The 17,395-nt window shown below is 52.5% G+C and carries 21 protein-coding genes; all 21 read left to right on the forward strand.

The window, feature by feature from the left end; genetic code table 11:
• Nucleotides 1–244: 244 nt before the first annotated feature.
• The 21 genes from KA369_08235 (at nt 245) to KA369_08335 (ending at nt 17,385) form a co-directional block, all read left to right on the forward strand.
• Nucleotides 245–1,915 (forward strand): phage portal protein, encoded by a 1,671-nt coding sequence (locus KA369_08235; GenBank protein ID MBP7735945.1) that lies wholly within the window; start codon nt 245–247, stop codon nt 1,913–1,915.
• Nucleotides 1,912–2,925 carry an ATP-dependent Clp protease proteolytic subunit gene (locus tag KA369_08240; GenBank protein ID MBP7735946.1) on the forward strand — a complete coding sequence of 338 codons (1,014 nt, stop codon included), beginning with the start codon at nt 1,912–1,914 and terminating at the stop codon, nt 2,923–2,925. The genes KA369_08235 and KA369_08240 overlap by 4 nt, the downstream gene beginning before the upstream one ends.
• 2 nt (nt 2,926–2,927) lie before the next feature.
• Entirely contained in the window at nt 2,928–3,335 is a 408-nt protein-coding gene (locus tag KA369_08245) for a hypothetical protein (protein MBP7735947.1), read from the forward strand.
• Between the two features lie 11 nt (nt 3,336–3,346).
• Nucleotides 3,347–4,435 carry a major capsid protein gene (locus KA369_08250; GenBank protein MBP7735948.1) on the forward strand — a complete coding sequence of 363 codons (1,089 nt, stop codon included), beginning with the start codon at nt 3,347–3,349 and terminating at the stop codon, nt 4,433–4,435.
• An 8-nt stretch (nt 4,436–4,443) separates the two neighbouring features.
• Nucleotides 4,444–4,776 (forward strand): hypothetical protein, encoded by a 333-nt coding sequence (locus KA369_08255; protein MBP7735949.1) that lies wholly within the window; start codon nt 4,444–4,446, stop codon nt 4,774–4,776.
• Nucleotide 4,777: 1 nt separating this feature from the next.
• Nucleotides 4,778–5,146, forward strand: a complete 369-nt coding sequence (locus tag KA369_08260; GenBank protein MBP7735950.1) for a hypothetical protein — start codon at nt 4,778–4,780, stop codon at nt 5,144–5,146.
• A complete protein-coding gene (locus KA369_08265) occupies nt 5,139–5,816 on the forward strand; it encodes a hypothetical protein (protein MBP7735951.1) in 678 nt (225 codons plus the stop codon). Before KA369_08260 ends, KA369_08265 begins: the two co-directional genes overlap by 8 nt.
• A 12-nt stretch (nt 5,817–5,828) precedes the next feature.
• The gene (locus KA369_08270) at nt 5,829–7,298 is read left to right on the forward strand and encodes a phage tail protein (protein MBP7735952.1); all 1,470 of its coding nucleotides are present in this window, start codon (nt 5,829–5,831) and stop codon (nt 7,296–7,298) included.
• 11 nt (nt 7,299–7,309) lie between these two features.
• Nucleotides 7,310–7,693 carry a hypothetical protein gene (locus KA369_08275; GenBank protein MBP7735953.1) on the forward strand — a complete coding sequence of 128 codons (384 nt, stop codon included), beginning with the start codon at nt 7,310–7,312 and terminating at the stop codon, nt 7,691–7,693.
• A gap of 8 nt (nt 7,694–7,701) precedes the next feature.
• A complete protein-coding gene (locus KA369_08280) occupies nt 7,702–8,118 on the forward strand; it encodes a hypothetical protein (GenBank protein ID MBP7735954.1) in 417 nt (138 codons plus the stop codon).
• Nucleotides 8,119–8,319: 201 nt separating this feature from the next.
• Nucleotides 8,320–10,107: a tape measure protein gene (locus tag KA369_08285; protein MBP7735955.1), complete on the forward strand. Its 1,788-nt coding sequence runs from the start codon at nt 8,320–8,322 to the stop codon at nt 10,105–10,107.
• Nucleotides 10,107–11,375, forward strand: coding sequence for a DNA circularization N-terminal domain-containing protein (locus KA369_08290; protein MBP7735956.1), 1,269 nt, complete (start codon nt 10,107–10,109; stop codon nt 11,373–11,375). Before KA369_08285 ends, KA369_08290 begins: the two co-directional genes overlap by 1 nt.
• Complete coding sequence (locus KA369_08295) at nt 11,372–12,451, forward strand: hypothetical protein (protein MBP7735957.1); 1,080 nt, start codon at nt 11,372–11,374, stop codon at nt 12,449–12,451. Before KA369_08290 ends, KA369_08295 begins: the two co-directional genes overlap by 4 nt.
• Nucleotides 12,442–13,023 carry a hypothetical protein gene (locus tag KA369_08300; GenBank protein MBP7735958.1) on the forward strand — a complete coding sequence of 194 codons (582 nt, stop codon included), beginning with the start codon at nt 12,442–12,444 and terminating at the stop codon, nt 13,021–13,023. Before KA369_08295 ends, KA369_08300 begins: the two co-directional genes overlap by 10 nt.
• Nucleotides 13,020–13,466: a phage GP46 family protein gene (locus KA369_08305; GenBank protein ID MBP7735959.1), complete on the forward strand. Its 447-nt coding sequence runs from the start codon at nt 13,020–13,022 to the stop codon at nt 13,464–13,466. Before KA369_08300 ends, KA369_08305 begins: the two co-directional genes overlap by 4 nt.
• Nucleotides 13,467–13,469: 3 nt before the next feature.
• The gene (locus tag KA369_08310; GenBank protein ID MBP7735960.1) at nt 13,470–14,597 is read left to right on the forward strand and encodes a baseplate J/gp47 family protein; all 1,128 of its coding nucleotides are present in this window, start codon (nt 13,470–13,472) and stop codon (nt 14,595–14,597) included.
• Nucleotides 14,590–15,261 carry a DUF2313 domain-containing protein gene (locus KA369_08315; protein MBP7735961.1) on the forward strand — a complete coding sequence of 224 codons (672 nt, stop codon included), beginning with the start codon at nt 14,590–14,592 and terminating at the stop codon, nt 15,259–15,261. Before KA369_08310 ends, KA369_08315 begins: the two co-directional genes overlap by 8 nt.
• A gap of 9 nt (nt 15,262–15,270) precedes the next feature.
• Nucleotides 15,271–16,686: a hypothetical protein gene (locus tag KA369_08320; protein ID MBP7735962.1), complete on the forward strand. Its 1,416-nt coding sequence runs from the start codon at nt 15,271–15,273 to the stop codon at nt 16,684–16,686.
• A gap of 16 nt (nt 16,687–16,702) precedes the next feature.
• Nucleotides 16,703–17,038, forward strand: coding sequence for a hypothetical protein (locus KA369_08325; protein MBP7735963.1), 336 nt, complete (start codon nt 16,703–16,705; stop codon nt 17,036–17,038).
• On the forward strand, nt 17,022–17,228 hold the full coding sequence (locus KA369_08330) for a hypothetical protein (protein MBP7735964.1): 207 nt from the start codon (nt 17,022–17,024) through the stop codon (nt 17,226–17,228). Before KA369_08325 ends, KA369_08330 begins: the two co-directional genes overlap by 17 nt.
• A complete protein-coding gene (locus tag KA369_08335) occupies nt 17,218–17,385 on the forward strand; it encodes a hypothetical protein (GenBank protein MBP7735965.1) in 168 nt (55 codons plus the stop codon). Before KA369_08330 ends, KA369_08335 begins: the two co-directional genes overlap by 11 nt.
• Nucleotides 17,386–17,395: the final 10 nt, after the last annotated feature.

Here is a 17,395-nt window from a genome sequence, read left to right on the forward strand (position 1 = left end):
GGAAGACAGAATTGATAAAACTCAAAGACAAATCATCGCATACGAGGAGGCGATAGACGCATTAACTACGCAGGGTATGTCGTCGTATGATCTTGATACGGGGCAGACCAAGCAGAAAGTAACATTGCTCAACCTTAATGAAATGCAGGGAGACCTGGATAAATTGTATGGCCGTTTAGAAACACTCGAAGCACGCACGGGAACCACTCGATCGGTAATTACCGTTCGACCCGGATTCTGATGATTGTTATTTAATCCATTCCGCAAAAAACAATCCAACACCCAGAAGCAACGCCCTACCGGATACGTCGACGGTATCATCTATGATATTTTCGACGGCGACAAGTTCCCTGGATCGTTTGGGGCCACTAAAAATTATGACTATGTAGATTACTGGACCCTCCGTGAGCGGTCCATGCAACTCTTCCGTGAGAACCTGTACTGCAAGGGTATCATCCGCCGTATCCTAAGAAATGAAATCAATACCGGCCTCAACCTCGAAGCGGATATTGTCTCCGAGGTTGTCGGCATCGACCAGGATACCGCGGTCGAAATCGGGACTGAACGCGAAACATCCTGGTCGCTATGGGCGAATGACCCCTATCTCTGCGACTGGAAACAACAGAAAACCCTCGGTGAGCTCGCGGCCGATGCCCGGATGACCGCCCTCCTCTCTGGTGATTGCATCATAGTGCTTCGCATCAACCCCACGACCGGCCTTCCCGCGGTAGACCTCATCGATGGCCGACATGTGCAAACGCCATTCGGCCAGACCCCCCGACTGGGCAACACGATCAAGCATGGAATTGAACTCGACGCGATGAATCGCCATGTCGCGTATTGGGTCCGCCAGGCCGACGGGACTCACGAGCGGATACCATGCTGGGGCGAGAAATCCTGGCGCCGCATATCCTGGATGATTTACGGAAGCGAGCGCCGGCTGGACGATCTCCGGGGCGAACCCATCCTCGCGGCCGCCCTCTATATGCTGAAGGAACTCGACCGATACCGTGATTCCGAATCCAGGGCGGCGACCATCAACGCCATGCTGCCGATGTACGTTAAGAAAACGCAACCAGGAGCTGGCAGCCGCACGTTTGATGGAGGAGCGATCCGCAAGGGGCAGCAGACCGGAGCATCAAACAAACCCGATGAAGGCCCCCGACGGTGGAATTGGGCGAAGTGGATCCCCGGCGTCATGCCGCAGACCATGGCCTACGGTGAAGAGATCGAGAGCTTCAGCACGAACCGCCCGAACGTTAATTTTAAAATCTTTGAGGAGACGATCATCAACGTCTTTTCGTGGACCCTTGAGATCCCGCCCGAGATCACTCGGCTCTTGTTCCAGAACAATTTTAGCGCATCACGTCAGGCAAACAATGAATTCGAGGTCTATCTGAAATATCGAACCTGGAAACATGGCCGGGATTTTTACCAGCCCATATATATCGAACTCAACATCCAGGATGCCCTTCTCGGAAATTGGAAAGCTCCCGGTTTCCTCGACGCATGGCGGGATCTATCCCGCTGGAAAGAACTTAATGCATGGGTCAACGCCCATTGGACGGGGATATCCCGCCCGAGCGTCGACATCCAGAAAGACGTCAACGCCTGCGGATCGGCTCTCGATTACGGTTTCTGCACCCAGGACTGGGCTGCCCGCCGAATATCGGGTCAATCATATAAGTCAATACTTGTTACCCGGAAGCGTGAGATCGACGCCATGAAGAAAGCGGGTTTATCATTCCAGAGCGAAGAGAACAACAACCGGGAGCCCCTGGTGACTGTTCCCGCGACACCCGATAACCAGGCGATCGAGGCCGCAATCAATTATAAAATGATGAACATGATGAAGCGGATCGATCAGCGCCTGACTGATATCGAGGACAATATTGAAGGGGAGAAAGGGATATGAAAATCATCAACATTATCGGTGAGATCGGATGGAATGTTATGCCGCGTGATGTACGCCAGCAGCTCGCCGACGCCGGCGGGGAAGATATCCGAGTCGATATCACCTCTCCCGGCGGCTATGTGTATGACGGACTCGAAATCATCGGCCTTTTGAATGGCTACCAGGGCCGCGTTGACACCCACATCGTCGGATATGCCGCTTCCATGGGAGCGTCTATATTCATGGCCGGCCAGAAGAGGACCGCTGAATCGAACGCCGTTCTCATGATCCACAATCCTTCAGGAATCGCTGTCGGAGATTACCGATCATTCGATGAGGCCTCAAAATATTTCGACGCCATGGCCTCGCACCTCGCGAAAGACTACGCCGCAAAATCCGGGAAGGATGTCAAAGCCGTCAGAAAGCTCATGGATGCTGAATCGTATTACTGGGGCGACGAGATTGCGTCCGAGGGCTTCGCCCATGAAGTTATCAAGACCGAAAACGCCGGTGAGAAGAATGAAGCCCTCGCCCTCGCCAAGATGAAGTTCATCGAATGCACTGCAAAAATGAAAGCAGAGGAAGGACGGAAGGACGACATGAAAAAGGCCGCGGCATTGCTCAATTTGCCGGGCAAACAAGAAGAACAAACCCCCGCCGCAGGTGTGGGTAATAATAACAACAGGAGGTCAGCAATGACACCGGAACAACTCAAAGCTGAACACCCCGACCTGTATAACGCAATTATGCAGGCGGGTGAACAGAAAGAACGCGAGCGCGTCAAGGCTCACATGAATTGGCTCGATGCCGATCCGAAGCGTGTTGCCGAAGCGATAGCGAAGGGTGAGGATTTTACCATGGCTCACATGAGCGAATACGTGAAAGCCTCGCAGAGCAAAACGGACATTAACGATCGGAAGGGAGACAACCCGCCCGATACCAAAACGCCCGAAACAAAGGACGAGAAAGAAGCCGAGGATAAGCTCCTCGCGGACACGATGAAGTTTTCCAAAAAATCGGGAGGTAACTAATCATGGCAAATCCCGAAATCACCCAAAACACCAGTGAAAAAATAACGGTGATGAATCCGAAATACGAATTCGCCACCCTGACCGCAAGCGCCGCGATTACCGTTCCCGCGGGCCAGGTACTCGCGTTCAAAGCGAGCACGAAAAAGTATAACCTTTCGAAATCCGGTGCCTCCGCGCAGGCAAACGCAAAGGCCATTATGGCTGAATCCAGAACCTGGGGATCGGCGGGCGATAAGCGCGTCAGGATTCTGATCGGCGGAGAAGTCCGTGTTGATGATCTTACCTTCGATGGAACCGACACGATCGACACTCTTCCTTCGGGCGCGTCCGATACGTTCAGGACCCAGCTACGGGGGTACGGCATCATCGTCCGCAGCGATGCCGATATCGACGAACAAGACAATTCATAAGGAGGCCTATAATGGCAGCTAAAAAAACAATGCTCGCGGCGTTCAAACAAAAGAAAGCGCCCACCATGTTTCTCTCATCGTGGTTTAAGACCACGGATCGCGACATCTTTCGCAGCCGGAAGGCGGTCATTGATATCAAACGGCAGAAAGAACAGATTGCCGTTGACGTAGTACGCGGCACCGGCGGTCTCCTGGTGTCCAACAAACGGTTCACCACCAAGGAATATACCCCGCCTCTGTACGACCTGTATAATTCGTACTTCGAGGAAGAGCTCAACGAGCGCCTGCCCGGCGGAACCGAATATGACAATCCTGATTATCTCGCACAGATTATCGCGACCATTACCGACGACCAGGTCGAGGTGCAGGAAATGATCATGCGTGCCATCGAATGGCAGGCTGCAAATATATTCGTAACTGGGACAGTGCCTCTGATCAATGGCGACACCATCGACTACAAGATGAAAGCCACCCACAGTCTGCCGGTCGGCACGGTATGGAGCAACACGAGCGCTGCGCCCATAACAAACATAAAGGATGCATGCCAGCTCAACAGAAAAGATGGACTTGTTGAATCCACGGTTGCCATTTTCGGCGATACCGCATGGGCGAACTTCCTTGCACGGATTAAGGCTGACGGAAGTCTCAACATCCTCAACGCTGAACTCGGAAAGATCACGATGCCCGTTGCAAACGCTAACGGCGCCGTGTTCCATGGTGAGTTTGTCGCCGGATCGTTCAGGCTCCAGGCGTGGACGTATCCGCAATATTACGATGTCCCGACCGGCTACGGTCTCTCGAATGAAGGCACCAAGCAGCCGTATATCCCGACAGACAAAGTTCTTATTCTTCCGATGTCGAATGCAATTGATCTTCGCCTGATCTATGCAGGTATCCCCGAACTTGTAAACAGGAAGGATGCCCAGTTGCAGGCCCTCGGGATAGACCGCTACCCAGCGAACGTTCGCGGCGATTTCCTGCCTTATGCGTTCACTGATGATGAAAGGACATGTCTGAAGGTCGGAGTCCGCTCGGCCCCGCTCTGCGTTCCGACCCAGATCGACGGCTGGTGCGTTATTAACACCAATACCGCGAGCTAGGAGGGGATATGAAAAAATATGAACTCCTGACCGGAATATCCATCACCACTCATCGCGGGATAGCCCATGCGGGAGCGGTGATCGAAGCGTCCGATCTAAAGCTCGGCAGGGACGCTGCCGAAGCCCATCTTGACCAGCTCGTCAAGGATGGATTCGCAAAAAAGATCGATGTGGACGAGGAGCAGGCAGAGAACCCCACTCCTCCCGCTCCCGGCAAGAAAGAGCTCAAAGAAAAGCTCTCCGAGCTGAAGAAGGCCCTGAGGGACGCGGCGACTGACGATGAAAAATGTCAGATCGAGGACGAGATCGCAGAAGTCGAAGCGGCCCTGAAGGAACTGTAGAATGAACCTACTCGAGATAGCGGAAAGAGATCTTGAGCATACCCTGGAAGCCAACGGCGTACCGGTCATACTCATCGATGGAGATGGGACCAGGTACGGAACCGACGGCAAACTCAAGGCGCAGACAACGGACATCGGGTTCTTCATTGATCCCGGTTCCGGTGTAGGTGTCCGGGGGCGTACTGCCGAAGTCAATTTCCGCTTATCCACACTCATCAGAATTGGCGCTGACATACCGGACAAGAAAGGATGGATGATTGAGTCGACCGACATAGCGGGGAATCCCTGGACCTTTGCGGTCGAGGAAGCCCTGGTTGATCGAACGGTCGGTGTGGTTAAAATAACCGTGGGGGTCGTGAACGTTGGCTAATATTCTTGAACTCATCGACAAGAAAGACAATTTTGAAATCGTTCGGGATGAGATTGCAGCCATTCTTGCCGTCGAGAAAGAAAATCAGAAAGTGCTTGCCGCGGCCGACGGTCAAGACCCGGATCTATGGAATTTTGACGTATATGCCGAGCGTTCATCTCCCTGGGAACTTGTTGAGGATTCAGAGGGGAAGATCGTCGCGGACACGCCGTTGGTTAATGTATTTTTCGATTCAGCTTCATCGAACGCGGCAGGATCGAACAATATTGAACAGCAACTCATGGAGGGCACGTTCACAGTCGACTGCGTCGCGGCAATGACACACCGGAAGGCCGAAGGTGAAACATTTCAACACGCGGACGAACTCGCGGCGAAGGAAGCACAGAGGATCATCAGGCTTGTTCGTAACATTCTCATGGCCGGGTCATATACCTATCTTGGGATGAGAGGCGTTGTGCTTTCCCGCGAGATACAAAACATCGCCATGTTTCAGCCCCAGATAAACGACCGACCGGCGGAGCATGTCATGGTTGCCCGGCTGCAGCTCAAGGTGCAATATTATGAATTCTCTCCGCAAGCGGAACCGGAGGAGCTCGAACTCATGTCGGCGCAATGTATCAATTCTGACGGAAAAGTTCTTTTTAGAACAGACTATGATTACACAGAATAAGGAGGCCCTATAATGGGTATAGATCAAAGCGCAATAAGCCGCGTCATAGGCGTCGATGTAGCGTTCAAGCACTTCGAGGTCGGGCGCGTTATGTTTTTGCCTCAGCGCGTGGCTCTTATCGGCCAGGGCAATTCGGCAAAGGTATATTCAACCGAGAAAACAGAGGTCACATCCGCCGCCGAAGTCGCGGCAAAATATGGGTATGGGTCGCCCCTCCATCTCGCAGCGCGTCAGCTTTTCCCGCGCAACGGTGACGGAATAGGGTCGATCCCTGTGACCGTGTACCCGCTTGTTGACGCCGGGACCGGTGTGCCGGCCGCAGGGTCAATAGCAGCGACCGGAACGCAGGCCGGACAGGGGACCTTGAAGGTTCTTGTTAACAAGATCCAGACTGCCGAGATTGTAGTAGCCGACGCCGAACCGCCCGCAACAACTCTCGGTAATATCAAGTCCGCGATCGACGCCGTGCTCGAAATGCCGGTGATAACCGGGACTGTGAGCGGTGGATCGCTTCCCCTGACCGCGAAATGGGACGGTGTAACCGGTAACGATATTTATATCGAGATTGAGCAAACCGGAGTCGATTTCACGTTCACAGTCACGCAGCCGACCGGCGGGGCCGTTAATCCTGATATCGATGACGCCCTTGATCTCATCGGGCCGGTATGGGAGACAATAATCCTGAACCTGCTGAACTACAACGACACCACCACACTGGATAAATTGTCAACGTATGGTGAGGGCCGATGGGGTGAGCTGGAGAAGAAACCCTGCTGGGCCGCGTCAGGATGTACCGCTGTGCTGGCAACCAGGACCGCCGTTACCGATAGCAGAAAAACAGATCGCATCAACGCCCTTATCGTGGCGCCGGGAAGCCGTGAACTTCCTTTTGTTGTCGCCGCCCGAGGAGTGGCGCGGATCGCCCCGGTAGCACAGAATAACCCGGCGAGGAACTATTGCGGGAGGCTCACGGGCCTGAGCGCCGGCGCGGATTCATCACAGGAGACCTACACACAGCGCAATCAGTCGGTTCTCAAGGGATCTTCAACCTCGGTCATCGTCGACGGTGAGATTGAGCTCAATGACACGATTACGATGTACCACCCCGACGGCGAGGCCGATCCCGGATACCGGTATGTCTGCGATATCGTCAAGCTCCAAAACATCGTCTATAACATCCGGCTGATATTCGAGTCGAACGAATGGAAGGGGGCCCCGCTCCTTCCGGACAGCACACCAACGATAAATAAGGACGCAAAGAAGCCGAAGGATGCGAAGACCGCGCTCGGGAACCTGGCATATAATCTCGCCCTTCATGCGATCCTTGCAGACTTTGAATACACGCAGGACAATATGACGGCGTCGATTAACTCTCAGAATCCGAAACGTCTCGACACGACGTTCCCGGTTAAGATCAGCGGAAATACCGAGATTGTGAGCACCGATCTGTTATTCGGGTTCTATTTCGGGCAAGTGGCATAAGGAGGTAGGCCATGACAGTAAAAGCAGGTCCAGTTGAAAGCGTATCGATTAAAGGGCGTACCTTCTCGGTGGCGGCTGACGCGGATGTCGCTCGCGATCTCGGAGGCGCAGCCCCGAAGATAGAACTCAATGGGGACGATACCGGAAGGGTTATTCAGGAGAAGGTTCCCTGGAAGCTGGCCGGTCTCAGTGTCCAGATTGACGATGACCGGGGGGATCAGGAGTTCCTCCAGGATATACGGGATGCCGGTGAGTTCGTTGACGTTTCGGCAACATTCGCGGACGGATCCGTGTATTTCGGACAGGGCATAGTCACCGACAAGGCTGAACGTGCGAGCAAGACCGGCCTAATGGACATCTCGCTCGAAGGCCCCGGCAAGCTGAAGAAACAATAGGAGTAATTATGAGCAAGATTGACAACGAAACCGCAGAGCTGGAATTCAACCGGCTCTGTGAAGCCTGGGAGATCGACAACGACACGGAGAACATGACCGAAGAGGACCGGTCGTCATTCAATGGCCAGAAGGCAAAGATCCTGAATGCGGTACGGCGCGGCCGGCTTATCGTTGAGGAAGACGGCGAAGTGCTGACATATACTTTCGCAAAGGCTGATACGGCCGGTTGTGAAAGGATAACGATCAAGCGGCCGAATGGCGCGGGGATCATATCCATGGACCGGTACAAGGACCGGGAGGGCATACATAAAACGTATGCCGTGCTTGCGTCTATGACCGGGAAGGATACGTCGTTCTTCTCAAAGCTCGACGGCATTGACATTAAAGTGCCGTTGGCAGTGGTGGCCCTTTTTTTAGCTTCGTAGGCTCGATGATTGCTCAGGATTGCATCGAGCAGAAGATGAGAGGCCTTGAAGGGATTACCAGACAATTATTGCAGATCACAACAGATTATTCGGGGTTGCCAGACATCAGGACAATGTCAATCCCGGAAATCAGGTTTTTTTACACCCCGCTGATACCGGGGCTCATAGAACATCAAATACAGGCGGCGAAGAAAAGATAAAATGGCGGGACGATTCTCCATAGAGGCTGTATTCAAGGCAGTTGACAAGCTTTCGGTCCCCATGGCCAAAATGGGGATCACCGCGAAGTCAATGAGCATGGGCATGAAGACGGATTTTGCCAGGGCGCAGCGCCATGCCGGTGAGATGTCATCAAGCATCAGCCGTAACTTTGGCCCGGTCATGAGACGCACCGCCGGTGTTGGCGTCATGGCCCTTGGTGCCGGGATTGCCTTCGCCATCAAGAAGGCCTCCGAAATGGAGAACGCCACGGCATCGTTCACGACCATGCTCGGTGGGAACGCGGAGGCCGCGAAGAAGCTTGTTAGTGAATTGCAGGTCCTCGGCGCTGAGACTCCATTTGAATTCAAGGATCTCCAGGACGCGTCAGTTATGCTCATGGGCTTTGGCGCTGCCACAAAAGATAACATGGTTCCAACACTCAAAATGCTCGGCGATCTGTCGCAGGGATCGGCTGATCGGCTCAAAGGTATTGCCCTCGCTTTCGGGCAGATAAAGGCACAGGGAAAGGCCTCGCTGCAGGACATTAACCAGCTCATCAATAATCAGGTCCCGATTCTCCAACAGCTCGCCAAACAGTGGAACCTCAAAGGTCCCGGCGCTGTAGGCCAGGCTCGACAGATGATCGCAACAAAAGGTACTGCCGAAGAAATCGAAAAAGCGATGCGATCCATGGTATCAGAGGGCGGTATGTTTTTTAATGGCATGCTTCGGGCCTCGGCCACATTCACCGGCTTGTGGTCAACCTTCATGGATGCGATCGGCATGACCGCGGCAGGCATCGGTGACGTGTTACTCCCGACCGCCAAGGAATGGGTTATCACGGCGACCAAGGCGGCGTCCGGAGTTCTGGCCTGGGTACAGGCAAACAAGGCTCTTATCGCGGTCAAGTTACAGTCGTGGCTGACCGTCATCAAGGGCGTCGGAAAGGTGGTCCTTACCATCATTGACGGCATAGTTGCCATCTATCCTTACATCGCCCCGTTTGTCCCGATGATTATCGGCCTGGTGGGGGCGTTCGTGTTGTACCAGAAAGCGCTCCTTCTCGCCGCTTTCGCACAGGCTGTTTTTAACGCCGCATCAAGCGTCGGACCGATGGGTCGCATGATGATGATCATCGGCGCCATGGTTGGATTGATCTACTATCTGAATGCCAACTGGGACGAATTCACCGACACAACGAAGACGGTTATCAAGGTTATCGGTACTATTGCCGGTATTATCACCGGGCTTGTAGTCGTTGTCAAACTTTGGGCGATTGCGCAGATAATCTTGAACGCCGCCCTCTGGACATGCCCGATTACATGGATCATCATAGGCATTATTGCCCTTGTTGCCGCGGTCATTCTGGTTATTAAATATTGGGATTATCTTAAACAGAAATTTTTCGAGTTTACTCAAATATTCGACAACCCTGTGTTCGCTGCGCTGTCAACGATTCTCTTCCCACTCATTGCGATTCCGATCCTGATTGCCCGCAACTGGGATCGCGTCAAGGATGCAATCGGCGCCGTAGTTGACAAGATAAGCGCTGCCGTCAATATAGCGAAGGAATTTATGGGTATTGAAACCGGAAAACAGTCGGGTAACGCGAAGCCATCAGACCGCCGCACTGTTACAACGGGAGGTGAAAGGACTGCAACATCGATTGAAAGTAAGTCTAATACTCAGCATGTTGTTATCCGTAACGGATCGCAGAACCAGGTGGATGCCGGCGGCCAGAGCGTCCCGAGAGGCGGCTCACTTAAACTTGGATACCAGGAGACGTAATGGGCTGGAGAGACAGACTCATAGATGCCGCGATCACTACCCCGGATAAGAAGCGGTTTAAATTTCAATATCAGGATGTCGAGAAGACAATCGACAAGAAGACGTCTACTTATGAATTCGCCGAAAAGGACGGTGCTCTCGTTCAGGATTTCGGCCTCGGCAAGGTGTCATACCCGCTCACAATATTTTTCTCCGGTGAAGACTACGATCTTGAGGCGAAGCGGTTCGAGAAATCGGCGTCTAAAAAAGGCGTCTGTTCTCTTGAACATCCGGTGTATGGCATCAAGGATGTCGTAATCGTCAAGATTCAGCGGCGCGACTCCCTCCAGTCCGCCGGCAATCAGGCCGTGTTCAACCTGGATATGACCGAAACTATTATACCCGAGTCGCCTATCCTTGGAGTCGAGGCGATATCGCAGGTGATGACCGGCATAGAATCAATGACCGACCTGGCCGCCTCGACCCTCGAAGGTGTCGCGACTTTCGCATATGGACTTGTTTCCGGCATACAGCAGATGGCGCAGACATTCATCAATTCAGCCATGAGAATTTTCGACGCCGCAGTCAGTGTTACCGATACCGCAGCCGCGGCATTTTCTTCGACGGCAAATTTCATCAATAAAAACATAGATGCCCTCGCCCTGGCTCCGGCTGAGCTATCCAGATCGCTGCAAACATTGATACTGGCTCCCTCACAGCTCCCCGTCTCCGTCAAGAGCCGTATGGCGATGTATAGCGATTTGCTAGGCCAGGTGCTGTCGGATCCCATGGGGGCGAATACCCGCGAATACAGAAACCAATGTCTCATGAAACAAATGCTCGCAACTGCCATTCTGACCGCAATGGCCGATGTTAATTTGCATCCAGACACCGGTACAAACACGGGTTTTACTACGCGGGCTGATGCGATTCAATCAGCGGCGTCTCTGGTGAACACGTTTCTGGAGGTCCAGGGATTCCTGGACGGTATGGAAACAACTGGTGTGAGCAATGATCTGGAGAACCGTTTCGCCGCCTCTGACGCGCTTATCCAGGCACTGAAGCGCATCATATCGTCGACCGCCCGATATTTGATTCAGCTATCATATGAATTAAAGCAGGAGCGGATTGTAACCCTCGACCGGGACCGGACCATCATTGACCTGTGCTATGAATTATATGGCACAACCGCTAATGATTATCTCGATCTATTGATTGTCTCCAACAGCCTGACGGCAACAGAAATACTACTGATACCACGAGCGCGGGAGATACGGTATTATATATGATTCCCAACGCGATAAAAGCAAAAGACGACAACGAGGTCTCCCTGATGGTGACTGGCCAGACGATCACGCTATGGGAAGACCTGGAGTTGACGCGGTCGTTTAATTCCATCGCGGATAAGTTTACATTTTCGGCTCCCTGGGATCCCACGAGCACCAAGGCTCGGCGGCTCTTCAAGCCGTTCTCGTATTACGAGGCGGCCGTATATATCGGTGGCAAGCGAGTTTTTACCGGAACGCTGATGACACATAGGCCCGCGCTGGGGCCGAATAAAAAGACAATCACCATCGAAGGCTATTCCAAGCCGGGGATCCTCGCTGATTGCCCGCTCTCGCCAAAATCGTGGCCCTTCAACCCGTCAGGGCTCACCTTGCAGCAAATTGCCGACAAGGTCTGTCAACCGTACAATATAACCGTTAAATTTGAAGCATCTCCCGGTTCCGCATTCAACAACGCCGACAAAGTTGATCTCAATCCGGACCAGAAATGCTATGAGTTTTTATCTAAGCTCGCGATACAGCGGGGCCTCATCATGTCATCAAGCGAATATGGCGAGCTGGTGTTTTTAAAAACAACGTCGAAACCCGCTATTGAATCCATCACCGGCGGTGTATGGCCCTACCTGGGATCGTCCGTTACATACAATGGGCAGAAGCGTTTCAGCGAGATCAACGCCCTGGGGACGAAAATGAAGGGCGGCTATGGCGAAAAACATACCGTCCACGACCCGGAGCTTGAAGGAAACGGTGTATACCGGCCGTGCACCTGGAAGGCGCAAGACACAGCGCCGGGGCAACTCAAAACCGCCGCGACATCGTACTGGGGCCGGATGATTTCCAGTAGTATCGACATCAACGTTGAAGTCGATGGATGGAGGCTCCCCCGTGAGAAATCACTATGGAAGGACAACATCAAAATAAATTACAAGTGCCCCGCCGACATGGTCTATGATACGACCGAGATGTTGACCCGCGAGGCGACACTCAGACGCAATAATAACAGCATGGAAACGCGGCTGAAACTCACATTCCCCGAAGCGTACGACGGGAAAACCAGGGGGAGATTCCCATGGGGCTGATAGGTAAGATTGTACGATCGCAGGTCGAGGATGGAATCCGTGAGATTGTGACGGAACTGTTCAAGGACTACACTCGCCGGAGCTATCAGATTTGCCCGCCGGGGATCGACGCGAACCCGCTCCCAGATGACCAGGGCGTCCTCATCATGATCGATGAAAACCCCGGCAAGTCTGTACAGATCGGCGTGCTCCCCAAGCAGTCGGTTAAGAAAGGTGAAATCAGATTATATAGCCGCGATGAAAACGGTGAAATCAAGGCGATTGTCCACCTCAAGGATGATGGAGAGATCGAGGTCAGCAACGACAATGGGGGCCTCACGCTTAAACCGGACGGCGACATTGAGCTGAACGGAGACGACGACAACGCTGTCCGATTTTCTAAACTGAAAGATGTCATCAAGGAAATCCAGGATGATATAGGGGATCTGAAAGATGTTTTCACCAACTGGTCCCCGGTATCGCAAGATGGCGGCGCTGCCCTCAAGTCCGCGTCCGGTGTATGGGCCGGCACGGCGCTAACCAAAGATATTGACGACGCGAAAATCGACAACATCAAGGTACCGGAAGAATGAGCGAATTACGACAAGGCGATCTATATGTATATGATACCGCCGATGGCGGTGAGATAACCGTTCGGAACGGTGAGCCCGTCATGGACGGGGGCCTCGAAAACGCGGTGTACTTATCTCTGTTCGGCCACGCCGACGACCTCCTCTGGATGAACGAGTATTTCGAGGAGAGCGAAAAAATGAGCGGCGAATTCAACAAATTTGTCAGCGGTTCGGTACTGACGGCGGGGTCCGTCATGCAGGCCGAGGAAGTGGCAAAGAAGGCCCTCAAATGGATGATTGAGGCGGAAATCTGCGATACAATCGAGGCCTCAGTAACCGTCACGGGGAAGTCGCAATCGCGGATCACCATTGAGCTCCTGAAGGATGAGACAGTTCTGGTATCAAGTAATTATGAAATCAACTGGATGTACCAAAAGAACGACCCCGCGAGTGGGAGGAAATAATATATGGCTCTTGACAATCCGACATTACAAGAAATTCAAACCAACATCATAGCCGACATAGAATCAGAGCTCGGACAATCAATTCCACTCTTGGCGAAGGCCGTTTTTAGAATCTTGTCGTACGCTCTCGCCGGGGCCTGGATCATCCTGTATAAATACGGCACCTATCAATTTAATCAGCGATTTCCGCAGCTCGCCTCAGATTACTATCTGGAAATCCTTGGGTGGATAAAGGGCATTACGCGCACGCCCGCGTCTACGTGGGCCGGCCAGCTGTCTGCGATATCGACAACCGGCACCGGGCAGCTCAAGGCCGGGACACAGCTTATCAATAATAATACCGGCGTTGTATATACCGTTGACACGGCCGTCGCCTTGACAATAGGGACGATATCATTCAGCGCGACTGCGACATCGAGCGGAGAGAGCGGGAGCCTCGAAGTCGGCGAGGTAATCTATTTCGTTTCCCCGCTGGGAGGGGTTAACCAGGAAGCCACAGTGACGGCGGTTACAACGCAAGGTGACGACAAGGAAAACATCGAAGACTACAGGGAGCGGGTAATCAGCGCGTATCATCGGGCCCCGCAGGGTGGCGCCCTTACAGACTATCGTGCTTGGGCGATAGAGGCGCCGCACATCGTATCGGCCTATCCCTACCCTGCCACGACGCCGGGGATCGTCGATGTGTACATCGAGGCCGACGACCAGACAGACGGCATCCCAACATCCGCCGAGATCGCCGCAGCTCTCGAATGTATAACCTATGACCCAATAACCGGGTTACAGACCCGGCGGCCGGTAACGGCCGAGGTGAACGTGCTGGCGATTACCAGAAGCGCCGCCAACGTGACAATTACTGGACTGTCGCCTGATTCCCCGAGCATTCGGGAAGCAATCGCCGCGGCGTTATCACAACAACTGCTTTTAAAGGAGCCATACATTCAGGGGCTGAGCGCCGAACGACTTAATACGATAACCGTCGCCGAGCTGATATCGGTCGCGCAGACCGCCGTACAGGCATACAGCGCCATATTTACCAACATGACATTTCAAGTCAGCGGGACAACATACAGTTTATATACCCTCACCGTCGGAGAAAAAATCAAGCTGGGGATCGTAGCCTATGCATAATTTCTTCGATACATTACGGAAATTATTCCCCTCCGGGAGAGCGTACAGGCTCATCAACGGGTCATCGCACAATAAGCTGATCCGAGCCCTCTCGAAAGAACCGGAGCGTATCATCGAATTTTATGATGACATATTGAGCGCGGGGATCCCCGACGGCAATCTCCAGTCCGAGGTGTTGCCGGACTGGGAACGGTTCCTCGGCCTGGTGAGAATATCCGGATTGTCTGACGCGGACCGCAACAACAGAATTAAGGGGCAATATGCCGCTTATGGCGGTCAGGGCCCGGACTACATTCAGAACGTTCTCCAGGCCGCCGGGTTTCCGGTATATGTGAAGGAAAATATTCCGATTTACGAACCTTCGGCGCATAAGTATGTGTCCCGGCTGGGCTGGATTACTCTCGGACAGACACGGCTCGGCGCCTACACAACGAGGATCGACCCTCGCAGCAAGACCGGCATTCTTATCGCCGGGAACATCGGCGGCGATTATGACCTGCCCGCTCTGCCGGAGCGGTTCATTTATATCTTTTTTTTGTGCGGCGCGGCCGGGATAGATCATTTTGTAGACCTTCCCGCGTCGCGTGAATATGATTTCTACAACCTTGTGTTGCAGATCAAGCCCGCCCACACCTGGGTGCTGGCTCAAGTAAATTTTGTATAGAGGTAAACAATGAAGGATATATCAACTCTCCCCAATATTGATACAGCGACAGCCAACCAGGATCGCGGCGTTATGCGTGACGACATTACTCCCGGAGACGAGCATGGGACCCCGGTCAGACAGGATTATATGAATGACCTGTATTACGGCCTGCGAGCTATCATGGCTCACGCGGGTCTCACTCCTGACGGATCGGTCGAAGGCGTTACCGCGTCGCAGGTCAGGCAGGCAATCGACCGGCTCCTGAACGGATGGCCCACCAGATCGCTGAACAAGAGCGCAGACTACACGATCCTGGACACTGATTATTTTGATACCCTTTTTGTGAACACCACCTCCGACGATATCGTCATCACCCTGCCCCTGCTCGCCAACAACTACGGGCGCAGCATCAAGATTGTCTATGCGGCGGGGACAACGAATACCGTCACCATACAGACCAACACGAGCGATAACGGGAAATTGACGCCCTCCGGCCTGACCAGCATGGTATTATCCAATCCCGGCGATAGCGTCGTTCTCGAAGGGTCGTCACTTGCTGATAAATGGATTGGCGGGGACTTGCCGCTAAGCCTGGTCCCCAAATGGATCGGGTGTTCAAAGATATCAGAAACAACACGAGGAAGTACTAACCCGAATTCCGCCTGTTATCTTAAACAACGAACTATTGCAATTATATCAAATGCAGAACTTGATACATATGCCTGGAATGGAGTTTCTTGGGCAATTGTTGGAAGTGGTATGGGAATGGGCGGTGCAGGTTATTCAGCGATTACTCGATTGTCAGATTCTCTTGTTGCACTTATTCATACTGCGACTCAAAGCCTTCGGGCCTATTCGTGGAGCGGTTCAGCATGGTCCCTGGTCGGGTCCGGATTATCGATATCCAATACGAGCTACATGGCCCTCGCCGCCCTTACAAGCACCACGGTTGCATATATTGATACTACCAACGAGTCTCTCCGTGTTTACAGTTGGAGCGGTTCAGCATGGTCCCTGGTCGGGTCCGGATTATCAATATCCGGATTAGGCAATGTTACCATGACGGCAATAAATCAAACCGATATTGCCCTATATGATTCAACGACTGAAAAACTTAGAACATATCGCTGGAACGGTTCGTCATGGTCATTGGTCGGTGCCGAAAATACACTCACGGGATATGGCAATTGCGCAATTACAATGATCAATAAAACCGATCTTGTCATTTGCTCGCAAGGAACCGGGTTAGTCCATGTTTATCGTTGGAATGGATCGGCATGGGTTTTTCATAATACCATATATTCAGGAACAATAAATACTCCAGATATATGCACCTGTGGCGACATGGAAATTATGGTAAAATTAAGCGTGAGTGTTGATACGATTACGCATTTACGTTTGACCCCATCATTTATAGATTCTCCGCGTTCGATTTCAATATAAGAGGAGCCGTCATGAAATGGAAAGCATTATTACTCTCATTACTAATTACAGCGGTAGCATGCAATCTCTTTTTCTTGCACAGACAGCGACAAATATCACGCTCTTTTTCGGTGTCGCTGGTGCAATATACAAGGTCCTCAAGGATAAAATCGACGATTCAAAAACCGCCCTTAAAGAGCAATACTCCGACATGGCGGTCCAGTTCAGCAAGGATGTACTGACGCTCACGAATATTATTTGCGACGTGAACGATGAATCAAAAGAGCAGACGGGGAATATCATAAGGAACATGAAGGACATCGAGGCAATACAGGCAGAATGCAAGAGGCGGCTTGATGACAAAACTAAGTGAATACAGCAAAGAAGAAATCGAAGTGTTCCTCCATCTCCGCGAGCGGATATGCCCCATGAAGTGCGGGGACAGGGACCTGGATTGCAAGGATGATCTGTGCCTGTCGATCATTGAAGACTTGATGCGCCATATCATGCGGCATGGCCGTATCATACAAAGTTCAAATAGGAGGCTTGACTATGGTTGCTGAGATGATGGCTTTTAATGATTCAGAGCGGACGATATTCCAGAGGATCATGGACGGTGTGAAGGACACACACAAAAAGTTATATAACGACGACTTTATCCCCGACGTGGAATGCCTCAGGAAAGGCGTTGAATTGACGAAGGTGATAGCGGGGAAATAAGTGGCTGCAA

The organism is Spirochaetota bacterium (genome assembly GCA_017999915.1).
GTDB lineage: Bacteria > Spirochaetota > UBA4802 > UBA4802 > UBA5550 > RBG-16-49-21.